The organism is Nocardioides sp. LS1, from assembly GCF_003865225.1.
Classification (GTDB): domain Bacteria; phylum Actinomycetota; class Actinomycetes; order Propionibacteriales; family Nocardioidaceae; genus Nocardioides; species Nocardioides ginsengisegetis.
In genome coordinates this window covers 1,132,661-1,145,156 of the sequence record NZ_BIFF01000002.1, presented here as the reverse complement: position 1 = coordinate 1,145,156, position 12,496 = coordinate 1,132,661, and the positions used below count along the sequence as shown (strand labels likewise).

General features: G+C 73.3%; 13 protein-coding genes. 10 read left to right on the top strand and 3 right to left on the bottom strand.

Going from position 1 to position 12,496, the window contains the following annotated elements:
* Nucleotides 1-20 precede the first annotated feature (20 nt).
* Together EJF31_RS10420 and trxA are read right to left on the bottom strand one after the other, a co-directional pair.
* On the bottom strand, nt 21-284 hold the full coding sequence (locus EJF31_RS10420) for a metal-sensitive transcriptional regulator (protein ID WP_125036981.1): 264 nt from the start codon (nt 282-284) through the stop codon (nt 21-23).
* Nucleotides 284-637: a thioredoxin gene (gene trxA / locus EJF31_RS10415; RefSeq protein WP_125036980.1), complete on the bottom strand. Its 354-nt coding sequence runs from the start codon at nt 635-637 to the stop codon at nt 284-286. Before trxA ends, EJF31_RS10420 begins: the two co-directional genes overlap by 1 nt.
* A gap of 102 nt (nt 638-739) precedes the next feature.
* Here trxA and EJF31_RS10410 point away from each other — a divergent pair, with 102 nt between their 5' ends.
* The 9 genes from EJF31_RS10410 to EJF31_RS10375 all read left to right on the top strand — a co-directional run bounded on the left by EJF31_RS10410 (nt 740) and on the right by EJF31_RS10375 (nt 11,128).
* Nucleotides 740-2,113: an MBL fold metallo-hydrolase gene (locus tag EJF31_RS10410; RefSeq protein WP_125036979.1), complete on the top strand. Its 1,374-nt coding sequence runs from the start codon at nt 740-742 to the stop codon at nt 2,111-2,113.
* The gene (locus tag EJF31_RS10405; protein ID WP_221767519.1) at nt 2,110-2,913 is read left to right on the top strand and encodes a sulfite exporter TauE/SafE family protein; all 804 of its coding nucleotides are present in this window, start codon (nt 2,110-2,112) and stop codon (nt 2,911-2,913) included. Before EJF31_RS10410 ends, EJF31_RS10405 begins: the two co-directional genes overlap by 4 nt.
* 33 nt (nt 2,914-2,946) lie before the next feature.
* Entirely contained in the window at nt 2,947-3,117 is a 171-nt protein-coding gene (locus tag EJF31_RS21830; RefSeq protein WP_185736197.1) for a hypothetical protein, read from the top strand.
* Nucleotides 3,118-3,181: 64 nt separating this feature from the next.
* Nucleotides 3,182-4,741 carry a carboxyl transferase domain-containing protein gene (locus tag EJF31_RS10400; protein ID WP_185736275.1) on the top strand — a complete coding sequence of 520 codons (1,560 nt, stop codon included), beginning with the start codon at nt 3,182-3,184 and terminating at the stop codon, nt 4,739-4,741.
* A gap of 5 nt (nt 4,742-4,746) precedes the next feature.
* Nucleotides 4,747-6,717 carry a biotin carboxylase N-terminal domain-containing protein gene (locus EJF31_RS10395; RefSeq protein ID WP_125036977.1) on the top strand — a complete coding sequence of 657 codons (1,971 nt, stop codon included), beginning with the start codon at nt 4,747-4,749 and terminating at the stop codon, nt 6,715-6,717.
* The gene (locus EJF31_RS10390) at nt 6,714-7,640 is read left to right on the top strand and encodes a hydroxymethylglutaryl-CoA lyase (RefSeq protein ID WP_125036976.1); all 927 of its coding nucleotides are present in this window, start codon (nt 6,714-6,716) and stop codon (nt 7,638-7,640) included. The genes EJF31_RS10395 and EJF31_RS10390 overlap by 4 nt, the downstream gene beginning before the upstream one ends.
* A 25-nt stretch (nt 7,641-7,665) precedes the next feature.
* Nucleotides 7,666-8,772, top strand: a complete 1,107-nt coding sequence (locus EJF31_RS10385) for a hypothetical protein (RefSeq protein WP_125036975.1) — start codon at nt 7,666-7,668, stop codon at nt 8,770-8,772.
* A complete protein-coding gene (locus tag EJF31_RS10380; protein ID WP_125036974.1) occupies nt 8,769-9,917 on the top strand; it encodes a hypothetical protein in 1,149 nt (382 codons plus the stop codon). The genes EJF31_RS10385 and EJF31_RS10380 overlap by 4 nt, the downstream gene beginning before the upstream one ends.
* Nucleotides 9,914-11,128, top strand: coding sequence for a hypothetical protein (locus EJF31_RS10375; RefSeq protein ID WP_125036973.1), 1,215 nt, complete (start codon nt 9,914-9,916; stop codon nt 11,126-11,128). Before EJF31_RS10380 ends, EJF31_RS10375 begins: the two co-directional genes overlap by 4 nt.
* Here the strand turns inward: EJF31_RS10375 and EJF31_RS10370 are convergent.
* Nucleotides 11,089-11,769 (bottom strand): EcsC family protein, encoded by a 681-nt coding sequence (locus EJF31_RS10370; protein WP_125036972.1) that lies wholly within the window; start codon nt 11,767-11,769, stop codon nt 11,089-11,091. The genes EJF31_RS10375 and EJF31_RS10370 overlap by 40 nt on opposite strands.
* Here EJF31_RS10370 and aat point away from each other — a divergent pair.
* On the top strand, nt 11,768-12,481 hold the full coding sequence (gene aat / locus EJF31_RS10365; protein WP_125037735.1) for a leucyl/phenylalanyl-tRNA--protein transferase: 714 nt from the start codon (nt 11,768-11,770) through the stop codon (nt 12,479-12,481). The two genes, EJF31_RS10370 and aat, sit on opposite strands and share 2 nt — an antisense overlap.
* The last annotated feature ends 15 nt before the right edge of the window (nt 12,482-12,496 follow it).

Below are 12,496 nucleotides of genomic sequence, written 5' to 3'. Positions count from 1 at the left end.
GCACCCGGGAATCGCGTCGGTCACGCGAGGGAGAGGAAGAGCTTCTCCATCTTCTTCACGTCGAGGCTGTCGATGCCGTCGCCGCGGGTCAGGCACTGCTGCAGGCCGGTGGACACGATGGCGAAGCCCGCCCGGTCCAGGGCCTTGGAGACGGCGGCGAGCTGGGTCACGACGTCCTCGCACTCGCGGCCCTCCTCGAGCATCCGGAGCACGCCGGCCAGCTGGCCCTGGGCGCGCTTGATCCGGTTGATGACCGGTCCCATGTCCTGGGGGTCGAGCTTCATCAGTCCTCCTGGGCGGCGCGTGCCTCGGCCATGTCGAGCTCGCGTACGGCGGTGAGCACCTGCGCGAGGGCCTCCTTGGGCAGGGCACCCGGCTGCGCGAAGACGAGGGTGCCCTCCTTGAAGGCCATGAGTGTCGGGATCGAGGTGATCTGCGCGGCCGCGGCGAGCTGCTGCTCGGCCTCGGTGTCGACCGACCCGAAGACCACGTCGGGGTTGGCGACCGCCGCCTCCTCGTAGATCGGGGCGAACTGGCGGCACGGGCCGCACCACGACGCCCAGAAGTCGACGAGCACGATCGGGTTCTCCATGACGGTCTGCTCGAAGTTCTCGGCGGTCAGCGTGATGGCACTCATGGGCGGATCCTCCTCCTCGCGTGACTTGACGATACCCCAGGGGGTGTTATCTTGGTGGCGAGCCTATACCCCTCGGGGTATCGAAGGAAAGGGAACATCCGGATGCGAGACGTCGACCTCGACCAGCGCGAGCTCCTGACGATCCTCACGATCGAGACGCCGTCACTGGGTGACCGCAGCTACCTCGTGCACGACGGCGAGGTCGCCTTCGTGGTGGACCCTCAGCGCGACATCGACCGCGTCCTGGCCCTGCTCGACGAGCACGGAGTGCGGCTGACCCACGTCTTCGAGACCCACATCCACAACGACTACGTGACCGGAGGCCTCGCCCTGGCCCAGCACACGGGCGCGGCCTACCTCGTCAACGAGGAGGACGACGTCGCCTTCGAACGCACGCCGGTGCGCGAGGGTTCGCGGATCCGCGTGAGCGACCGGCTGCGGGTCACGGCCGTGGCGACGCCCGGGCACACCTTCAGCCACCTCAGCTACGTCCTCACCGACGGGAGCGACGACCTCGACGAGGCGGTGGCCGTCTTCTCGGGCGGGTCGCTGCTCTACGGCGCGACGGGTCGACCCGACCTGCTCGGCGCGGAGCACACCCACGACCTGGTCCACCACCAGTACGCCTCGGCCCGCAGGTTGGCGAGCCTGCTGCCCTGCGAGGCCAGCGTCCTGCCGACCCACGGGTTCGGGTCGTTCTGCTCGGCGACCCAGACGGAGGCGACCGAGTCGACGATCGGTCGCGAGCGCCGGGTCAACCCGGTCCTGCTCCAGGACGAGGAGACGTGGGTGGAGGAGCTGCTGGCCGGCCTGGATGCCTGGCCGACGTACTACGCCCACATGGCCCCGGCCAACCTCGTCGGCCCGGGTGCGCCCGACCTGGAGCCGCCGTCGCCGGCCGACGCGGCCGAGCTGCGCCGGCGGATCGCCGCCGGTGAGTGGGTCGTGGACCTCCGCCACCGGACGGCGTTCGCGCGCGGACACGCGCCGGGCACCCTGAACTTCGGCCTCGACGGGCCCTTCGTCACCTACCTGGGCTGGCTGATCCCGTGGGGGACGCCGCTGACCCTGCTCGCCGAGCGGGCCGAGGACATCGCCGCCGCGCAGCGCGAGCTGGTGCGGATCGGGATCGAGCGTCCGGTCGCCGCGGCGACCGGTGGTCCCCAAGGGTGGGCCGACCGGGTCGCCGGCTTCCCGACGGCGAGCTTCGCCGACCTGGTCCAGGTCCGCCACCACCGCGACGTGGTCGTCCTCGACGTACGCCGTGAGTCGGAGTTCGCCGCCGCCCGCCTCGACGGCGCGGTGAACATCCCCCTGCACGAGCTGGTCGACCGGATCGCCGACGTGCCGGCCGGCGAGGTCTGGGTGCACTGCGCCGGCGGCTATCGGGCGTCCGTCGCCGCCTCCGTGCTGGACGCGGCCGGGCGCCGGGTCGTGGCCGTGGACGACGTGTTCGAGAACGCGGTCGCCTCGTGACGGTCGCCGTCCTGGCCGCCGTGGCCGGCATCCTGATTGGCCTGGCGCTGGGGGCCCTGGGCGGCGGCGGCTCGGTGCTGGCGGTGCCGGTGCTCGTCGCGCTGGGCCAGAGTCCCCTCGAGGCCACCACCGGTGCGCTCGTCGTCGTCGGCGTCAGCGCGGCCACGGGTGCCGTCGCGGCCCGGCGGCGCGGCAACGTGCTCGTCGGGCGCGGTCTGGGGTTCGGTGCCGTCGCCCTGGGCGGTGCCTGGCTCGGGGCGCACCTCGCCCTGCGGGTCCCCGAGCCGGTGCTCCTCGGTCTGTTCGCGCTGCTCATGGTCGTCGTCGCGGTGACGATGGTGCTGCGGGCGCGCCGGCCGCTCCCCGAGGGGCGCGCCGGCGACGAGGAGCCGATCCTCGGTCTCCACCCCTTCGTGTGCCGCTGCCCCCGCGCCCTCCGGGTGCTGGTGACGGCCACCGGCGTCGGGCTGCTCACGGGCTTCCTCGGGGTCGGCGGCGGCTTCGTCGTGGTGCCGGCCCTCGTGCTCGCCCTCGGCCTCGCGCCCCGCGTGGCCGGCGGCACCTCGCTGGTCGTCATCGCCCTCACCAGCACCGCCTCCCTGCTCTTCCGCGCCGGCTCGGGCGTCCACCCCGCCTGGGACCTGGTGCTGCTCCTGGCCCTGGCGTCCTCGGCCGGCGCCGTGCTCGGCGCCCGGCTGGCCACCAGCGCCGACCAGGGCCGCCTGACGCGCGCCTTCGCCGGTGTGGTCGTCGTCGCCGCCCTCGTCACCGCCGGCCAGGCGCTCCCCAGCCTCGTCTGACACCATCCGTCCCCACCCCTGAAGGAGAACTCCATGTGTCGTCCCGTCCGATGCAAGACCTGCAGCAAGACCACCTGGGCCGGTTGCGGCCAGCACGTCGCGCAGGTGAAGGCCGTCGTGCCCGCCGCTGAGTGGTGCCCCGGCCACGCGAAGGAGGAGCGCGCCGCGTCCGGTGGGTTCCTCGCCCGGATGTTCGGGCGCTGACCCAGGGCCACGCCGTGGACGGCCCGGGTTAACGACCGCTAACCTTGGCTCCGTGAGCCAGGACATGAGGGCGCTCGTCGACGAGCTGCGAGACCGGTTGGCCGTGGCCCGCCAGGGCGGCAGCGAGGCGGCCCGCACCAAGCACACCGACCGCGGCAAGCTGCTCGTCCGGGACCGGGTCGACCGGCTCCTCGACCCGGGCAGCCCCTTCCTCGAGCTCAGCCCGCTCGCGGCGACGGGGATGTACGGCGCCAAGGATGGTGAGGAGGCCGTCCCCAGTGCCGGCGTCGTGACCGGCATTGGCCGGGTGAGCGGCCGCGAGGTCGTGGTCGTCGCCAACGACGCGACCGTCAAGGGCGGCACCTACTACCCGATGACGGTCAAGAAGCACCTGCGGGCGCAGACCGTCGCGGCCGACAACCACCTGCCGTGCGTCTACCTCGTCGACTCCGGCGGGGCGTTCCTGCCGATGCAGGACGACGTGTTCCCCGACCGCGAGCACTTCGGCCGGATCTTCTTCAACCAGGCCAACCTGTCGGCGCGGGGCATCCCGCAGATCGCCAGCGTGATGGGCTCCTGCACCGCCGGCGGCGCCTACGTCCCGGCGATGTCGGACGAGACGGTCATCGTCAAGGAGCAGGGCACGATCTTCCTGGGCGGTCCGCCGCTGGTGAAGGCGGCGACCGGCGAGGTCGTCACGGCCGAGGAGCTCGGCGGCGGCGACGTCCACGCACGCACCTCCGGTGTCGTGGACCACCTGGCCGAGGACGACGCCCACGCGCTCGCGATCGTGCGCAGCATCGTCGACACGTTCGAGCGCCCGGTCACCCGCTCGATCCCGGTGCACCCCGTCGAGGAGCCGCACGAGGACCCCGAGACCCTCTACGACGTCGTCCCGGCCGACACCCGCACGCCGTACGACGTGCGCGAGGTGATCCGCCGGGTCGTCGACGGCAGCCGCTTCCACGAGTTCAAGAAGCTCTACGGCGAGACGCTCGTCTGCGGCTTCGCCCGGATCTGGGGCCACCCGGTCGGGATCATCGCCAACAACGGCATCCTGTTCAGCGAGTCCGCGCTCAAGGGCGCGCACTTCATCGAGCTGTGCAACCAGCGCGGCGTCCCGCTGGTGTTCCTGCAGAACATCACCGGCTTCATGGTCGGCCGCGAGTACGAGAACCGCGGCATCGCCCGCGACGGCGCCAAGCTCGTCACCGCGGTCGCCTGCTCGGTCGTCCCGAAGTTCACCGTCGTCATCGGTGGCTCGTTCGGCGCCGGCAACTACGGCATGTGCGGTCGCGCCTACGACCCGCGCTTCCTGTGGATGTGGCCCAACGCCCGGATCTCGGTGATGGGTGGCGAGCAGGCGGCGTCCGTGCTCGCGACCGTCAAGCGCGACGGCATCGAGCTCAAGGGCGGGGAGTGGTCGGCCGAGGACGAGGAGTCCTTCAAGGCCCCGATCCGCGACCAGTACGAGGCGCAAGGCTCGCCGTACTACTCCACCGCCCGGCTCTGGGACGACGGCGTCATCGACCCCGCCGACACCCGCCGGGTGCTCGGCATGGGCCTGGCCGCCGCGTCGAACGCGCCGATCCCCGAACCCTCCTACGGCATCTTCAGAATGTGATGCGCATGTTGAACTCCGTCCTCATCGCCAACCGTGGCGAGATCGCGCTCCGCATCATCCGCGGCTGCCGGGCCGCGGGCCTGCGCAGCGTCGCGATCTACTCCGAGCTCGACCGCAGCGCGCCGCACGTCCGCGAGGCCGACGACGCCGTGCGCGTCGAGAGCTACCTCGACATCGACGAGGTGGTCCGCGCCGCCAAGTCGTCCGGCGCCGACGCGATCCACCCCGGCTACGGCTTCCTGTCCGAGCGGGCCGCCTTCGCGCAGGCCGTCGAGGACGCCGGCATCAAGCTGGTCGGCCCCTCCGCGACCGTCATGGAGCAGATGGGGCGCAAGGACGCCGCGCGCGAGATCGCGATCGCCGCGGGCGTCCCGGTGGTCCCCCGAGGCACGGGCGACTCCGGCGACCAGATGCAGTTCCCGGTCCTGGTCAAGGCTGCCGCGGGCGGCGGCGGCAAGGGCATGCGGATCGTCCGGGCCGAGGCCGACTTCGACGACGCCGTCGCGGCGGCCAAGCGCGAGGCCGCGTCCGCGTTCGGCGACGACACGATCCTGGTCGAGAAGTACGTCGAGCACGGCCGGCACATCGAGGTCCAGGTGCTCGCCGACGCCCACGGCAACGTCGTGCACCTCTTCGAGCGCGACTGCTCGACCCAGCGCCGCCACCAGAAGGTCCTCGAGGAGGCCCCGGCGCCCACCATCACCGACGACGTACGCCGCACCGTCACCGAGTCGGCCGTCGCCCTGGCCGCGCACGTCGGCTACGAGAACGCCGGCACCGTGGAGTTCCTGCTCGACGACGACACCGGGGAGGTCTACTTCCTGGAGATGAACACCCGCCTGCAGGTCGAGCACCCCGTCACCGAGTCCGTCGTGGTCGCGACGACCATGCACCAGCGGGCGACCGGCACGCCCGGCTCGCCGGTCGACCTCGTGCGCCTCCAGCTGCTCGTCGCGGCGGGCGAGGAGCTGCCCTTCACCCAGGACGACCTGACGGTGACCGGGCACAGCATCGAGGCGCGGGTCTACGCCGAGGACCCGTTCCACGGGTTCCTGCCGCAGGCCGGCACCGCCTCGATCGTGCGCTGGCCCGACGCCGACGCACCGGGCCGGCAGCGCAGTGCGGGGGTCCGGGTCGACGCGGCGCTCGAGAGCGGCAGCGTCGTCAGCACGTCCTACGACCCGATGCTCGGCAAGATCATCGTCACCGGCGCCGACCGCGAGGCCGCCCGCCGCGGCCTGGTCGCCGCCCTCGACGACACCGCGATCCTCGGGCTGACCACCAACCTGGGATTCCTCCGGGCGCTGGCGGCCAGCGACGAGTTCCGCGACGCCACGATCGACACCGCCTGGCTGGACACCGCCGAGGTCCCCGCGCCCGGCAACGACACGGCCCGGGTGATCGCTGCCTGGACGCAGGCCATGCTGGTCGCGACCGATGCCGGGCACCCCTTCCAGGCCGACGGCTGGCGCTCGGCGGGGCCCCACGCGCCGGTCATCGTCGAGCTGGACCGCCCGGTCACGGTCGACCGCGCCCGCGGCGTCGTGGACGACGGCACGACCGTGCACGAGGTCACCGAGCTGCTGGCCGAGCTGCACACCGTGGTGCTCACCATCGACGGCCGCCGCGAGCGCGCGGTCGTCAACGTGCAGCCGCACGTCGTGGAGGTCGCCCACCGCGGCCACCGCCACGTCTTCGAGCGCCCCGACGTCTTCGGCGACCATGCCGCCGACCTCGGCGACGGCACGATCCTCTCGCCGATGCCCGGCACCCTCCTCGACGTCCGCGTCACCGAGGGCCAGGCCGTCGCCGAGGGCGACGTCCTCGGCGTGATGGAGGCGATGAAGATGGAGCTCAGCCTCAAGGCACCCTTCGCCGGCACCGTCACCGCCGTCGAGGCCGCGACCGGCGACCAGGTCGCGCTGGGCGCGCGCCTCTTCCACGTCGAGGCCGACCACACCGGGGAGGACGCATGAGGACCCCCACCGTCGTCCCCGCCGCGGGGCTCCCCGAGCGGGTCACGATCTACGAGGTCGGCCCCCGCGACGGGCTCCAGAACGAGAAGGCGCTCGTCCCGACCGAAGTGAAGGCCGCGTTCATCGAGCGGCTCCTCGACGCGGGTCTCCCGATCGTCGAGGCGACCAGCTTCGTGCACCCCACGTGGGTGCCCCAGCTCGCCGACGCCGCCGACCTGATGACCCGCCTGGGCGCCCGGGGCCAGGACCTCCCGGTCCTCGTCCCCAACGACCGCGGCCTCGACCGGGCCCTCGAGCTCGGCTGCAAGCACATCGCGATCTTCGGCTCGGCCACCGAGACCTTCGCGCAGAAGAACCTCAACCGCAGCCTCGACGAGCAGTTCGCGATGTTCGAGCCGACCGTCACGAGGGCCCGGGCCGCCGGACTCGACGTACGCGCCTATGTCTCGATGTGCTTCGGCGACCCGTGGGAGGGCGGCGTGCCGGTCGAGCAGGTCGTCAGCGTGGGCAAGCGGCTCTTCGACCTCGGCGCCAGCCAGCTCAGCCTCGGCGACACGATCGGCGTCGGCACCGCCGGCCACGTGACGGCCCTGCTGGAGGCGTTCGTGGCAGCGGGGATGGCCACCGACCAGCTGGCGATGCACTTCCACGACACCTACGGGCAGGCCCTGACCAACACGTACGCCGCGTTGCAGGCCGGGATCACGACCTTCGACGCCAGCGCCGGCGGGCTCGGGGGCTGCCCCTACGCCAAGAGCGCCACCGGCAACCTCGCCACGGAGGACCTCGTGTGGATGCTGACCGGGCTCGGGATCGAGCACGGCGTCGACCTCGAGAAGGTCGTCGCGACCAGCGCGTGGATGGCCGGTCAGCTCGGGCGGCCGAGCCCGTCCGCAGTGGTGCGGGCCCTGGCCACGGCGTGAGGCGACGTACGGCAGAATCCACCCCATGAGTCGGGTCGTCCACCTGCACATCGGTGCTCCCAAGACCGGCACGACCTATCTGCAGGACCGGCTCTCGCTCAACGCGAAGTCGCTGGCCCAGCACGGCGTGCACTTCCCGACCCGCTCGCCGCTGGTCAGCCCTGGCCTGTTCCACTTCCGGGCCGCCCTCGACCTGCTGGGCCAGGACTGGGGCGGCGCCCCCGGCCACGCCCGCGGCAGCTGGGACGCGCTCATCCGGCGGGTCAACAAGCGCAGCGGCACGGTCGTGATCAGCCACGAGATCCTGGCTCCGGCCTCGCCCGAGAAGGTCGCCCGCGCGATGCGCGACCTGCGGGGCAGCGAGGTCCACATCGTCTACTCCGTGCGCGACCTCGCCCGCCAGATCCCGGCGGCCTGGCAGGAGAGCATCAAGCAGGGCCGCAAGTGGAGCTACCGCCGCTACCTCAACCGCATCGAGCGCGGCGACGCGTGGTTCTTCCGCGCCTTCGACATCCCCAACGTGCTCAGCACCTGGGGTGACGGCATCCCGCCCGAGCGGATCCACGTCGTCACGGTCCCCCAGAAAGGCAGCACCCAGCGCAGCGGCGGCGAGCTGTGGCTGCGCTTCTGCGAGGCCTTCGGCATCGACCCCGCGTGGGCGCCCCAGGACAGCACGGCCACCAACCGGTCGCTCGGCATCGCCGAGACGCAGGTGATCCGCCAGCTCAACCGCCGGATGGAGCGCGCCACCCGTCGTGAGGCGGAGTACGACGGCCTGATCCGCCAGATGCTCGCCCAGGACCAGCTGGTCAACCGGGACTCCGCCGCGGTCCGGCTGCCGCCGCGGCGCTTCCCGTGGGTGCTGGAGCGCACCGAGGAGTGGATCGACTGGGTCCGGGCCAGCGGCGTCGACGTCATCGGCGACCTGGAGGACCTGCGCCCGGTCATCCCCGCCGAGGACGACGTCTTCGTGCACCCCGACAAGGTCGGCGCCAAGAAACAGCTCAACGCCGCGATCGACGCCCTCGCGGCGATGACCTTCGAGGCCGCCAGCCGGCCCGACCCCGAGCGCCAGCTGGTGCAGCGGGTCCGGGCCCAGGCCCGCCGGCTCCGCTCCCCGGGCGGCTCGTGAGCCTCGGCGCGGCCCACGAGGACACCCCCGGCGTACGCCGTGCCTGGGCGTGGGTGGGTCACCTCCGCGCGGGCGGCACCACCGCCTGGCGGGACTGGGCGACCGAGGGCGAGGCGCGGGGGCGGATCCTCCCCGGGGCCCAGCAGCTCGAGCTCCTGCGCCGGCTCAACGAGGCGGGCCGTCCGAGCGCGGACCTGACCGCGCGCGTCCTCGACGCGTCGGCTCCCGGTCGCGGCCGGCCGGACCTCGAGCTCGTCGGCGTCATCGACCACGCGGCGTTCGGGCCGCCGCCGGTCGACCCGGCCGACCTCCCCGACGACGAGCTGATCCGGGTCGCCACCAGTGTCCTGGCCGACGACGTGGTCGCGGCCGGACTGCCGCGGACCCGCCGGCGTACGCCGCTCCAGCGGCCGTGGCGCACCCGCTACCGCCTGGTCGGCGACCCGTGGGTGGCCGACCCGGTCCGCGCCGAGCTGATCCGCCGCGGCCGGCCGCCGGGCGGGCGCGGCTGCGTCGTCCTGGTCGTGGGCCGCGCGGTCGACGCGATGGTCGTGGATGCCTGGACCCACCGCAGCCTCACCGAGGGCGGCCCCGACTGGGGCGACTGGCTGGACTCGGTCACCCACCAGCCCGGCCTGCCGCCCCGCGTCGACGTCCTGGGGCACGCGCGGCGCTGGTCCGACCGGATCGGCACGCCCCGCGTGCAGGTCGTCCTCGACCCGGCCCTGCTCCCGGGTCTCACCGGCACCCGCAAGCCGCTCCCGGCACCGCTGGAGCTGTCCGCCGACGCCACCGACCTGGCCCGCCGCACCGCTGCCGTCCTCGGCCTGCTCGTCGTGCCGAGCAAGCGCGAGGCGCTCCTGCGGGACACCCTGCGGCCCCGGCTCGCGGCCGACGACGGCCCGCCCCTCGTCGTACCCCCGGAGCACGCGGAGTGGCTGCGTCGTCGCGCCACGCGGATGCGGGCCCAGCTGCTCCGCGCTGGCTACGCTGTCCACGGCGATCCGGACGCGTTGCTGCCCCGGGACCGTCCGGGCGTGACCGCACCCGCGGACGCCGGTGTCCTGGCGCTGGCGCTGCGGCTGCTGCTGGAGGGTGACCGCGACGGGCGCGGTCCGCAACGAGACGGGGGAGAGACGGCGTGAGCAAGCGGGTCCTGCTGCACGTCGGCACCCCCAAGACCGGCACGTCCTACCTCCAGGACGTGCTCTTCCGCAACAAGCGGACCCTCGGCGAGGCCGACCTGCTCTACCCCGCCGACCGGTTCGACGCGCACTTCCTCGCCGCCCTCGACCTGATGCGGCTGCCCTGGGGCGGCCTGGAGACCGAGGCGATCGGCGCCTGGGAGCGGCTCGCCGAGCAGGTACGCCGCTGGGAGGGCACCGCCGTCATCAGCCACGAGATCCTGGCCACCGCCTCGCGGGCCCAGGCCGGGCGGGCGCTGGAGTCGCTGGGCCACCGGGACGGCACCGAGGTGCACCTCGTGCTGTCGGTCCGGGACCTGGTCCGCCAGATCCCGGCGGAGTGGCAGGAGAACGTCAAGCACCGCTCCACGATCAGCTACGCCAGCTTCCTCGACCAGATCCGGGACCCGGCCCGCGAGAGCCGGATCGCCAACTGGTTCTGGGGTGTCCAGGAGGTCCCGGACATCCTGGACCGCTGGGGCCACGACCTGCCGCCGGAGCGGATCCACCTCGTCACGGTGCCGCCCCCGGGTGGCCCGCGCGACCTCCTGTGGCGCCGCTTCTCCGGCACCTTCGGGCTCGACGGGCTCGATCTCGACCTCGAGGCCGAGCGCGCCAACCCCTCGATGGGCGTCCCCGAGACCGCCCTGCTCCGCCGGATCAACCGGTCGGTCAACCGGGTGCTCGAGCCGCCCGACTACCGGCCGCTCGTGCGCGAGCTGCTCGCCCACCAGACGCTGTCCCAGCGCACCGCCTCACCGCGGCTGGCCCTGCCGCCCGACGTGCACCCGTGGGCGCAGGAGGTCTGCGCGTCCTGGATCGAGGAGATCAAGGCGCGCGGCTACGACGTGGTCGGCGACCTCCAGGACCTCATCGGCCCCGAGCCGCCGACCCGCTTCGCCGACCCCGACCAGCCCAACGAGCGCCAGGTCGCCGGTGCCGCCGTCGACGCCGTCCGAGCGCTGCTGCTGGAGAACGCCCGGCTGCGGCAGTCCGAGGAGCGCCTCGGGCGCGAGCTCGACGAGACCCGGGCCGCGCTGTCGCGCTCCTACCTGCGACCGACGTACCGCCTCCGCGAGAAGCTCGTACGCCGGCTCCAGACCGGCCGGGCCGGCCGCGGGTTGCTCAAGGTCTACCGCCGCGCGCGCGGCAGGAGCTCCTTGTCCGCGTAGCGCCCGATCCGCCAGGTCGCGTAGCCGTCGGCGCCCATGCCGACCAGGCCGCCCACGACCGGCACCCGGCGACCGACCGTGATCGCGAGCCGCTTGCCGGCGACCTTCGTGATCAGGTCGGAGGCGACCTCGGCGGAGATGATCCGGTCCAGGTCGGGGTCGTGCGCGGGCGCGGTGGCCAGCGCCATGGGCGGGGCGGGCAGCTTGCGCGCCTTGACCAGGGCGTTGACCTTGTCCTCGCCCAGGAGCGAGGTCAGGACGGCGTTGCGGACGCGCGGGTCGTCGAGGTCGTAGCCGCGCAGGTGCGCGATGCCGGCGATCATCCGGCACTGCACCAGGGCGAGCCCGGAGATGTTGGCCGGGATCGTGACCGCGGCGGTGACCAGGCCGCCGATGTTGGTGACGAAGCCCTGGGCGCCGGCGTAGCGGACGTGGTTCTCGATCACCTCGTGGACCGCGCGGTCGACGTTGCCCCGCTGCTCGGCGAGCTGCTTGTCGGCCGCCTTCGCCGCCGGCGGGAACGGTCCGCCTCCGTGGATGGCCCGGTGCAGGGCCTCCCGCACGAACGAGGTCGTCAGGCCCGGCGCCACCTGCGTGATGCGCGGCGCGACCTGCTTGCCGAGGCTGCCCTTGATGCTCATGCCGCGATCCTACGGACGCGACCACTACCGTGGCGGCGTGCCCGTCGAGCCGCCCCCGTCCGCCTGGTCCTTCGGTGACCCCACGTCCTTCGACGACCTCGACGACCTGGTGGCGATCGGCGCCGACCTGGCCCCGGGCACGTTGCTCGCGGCCTACCGGCGCGGGCTCTTCCCGATGCCCTCGGGGACGCCGGGCGACCCTATGTACTGGTTCTCACCGGTCCACCGCGGGGTGCTGCCGCTGGACGGGCTGGTGGTCTCCCGGTCGCTGCGCCGCGCCTGCCGGGACCACGAGATCCGCGTCGACACGGCCTTCGCCGAGGTCCTGGACGCCTGCGCCGACCCGCACCGCGACTCCGGCTGGATCGACGAGGACATCCGGGCCGCCTACACGCGGCTGCACGACCTCGGGTGGGCGCACTCGGTGGAGGCCTGGCGCGACGGCCGGCTGGTCGGCGGCCTGTACGGCGTCGCGATCGGCGGGCTGTTCGCCGGGGAGTCGATGTTCCACCGCGAGCGGGACGCCTCGAAGGTCGCCCTGGTCGGACTCGTCGAGCGGCTGCGCGACCGGTATGCGGACGACCGGGTCCTGGACGTGCAGTGGTGCACGCCTCACCTGGCGACCCTGGGGGTGATCGAGGTGCCCCGGGCGGCGTACCTTCGACGTCTGCCCGTTGCCCTCGCGGTCCCGGCCGCCGAGGCTTTCGCCTGACCGGCGGTGCATGAA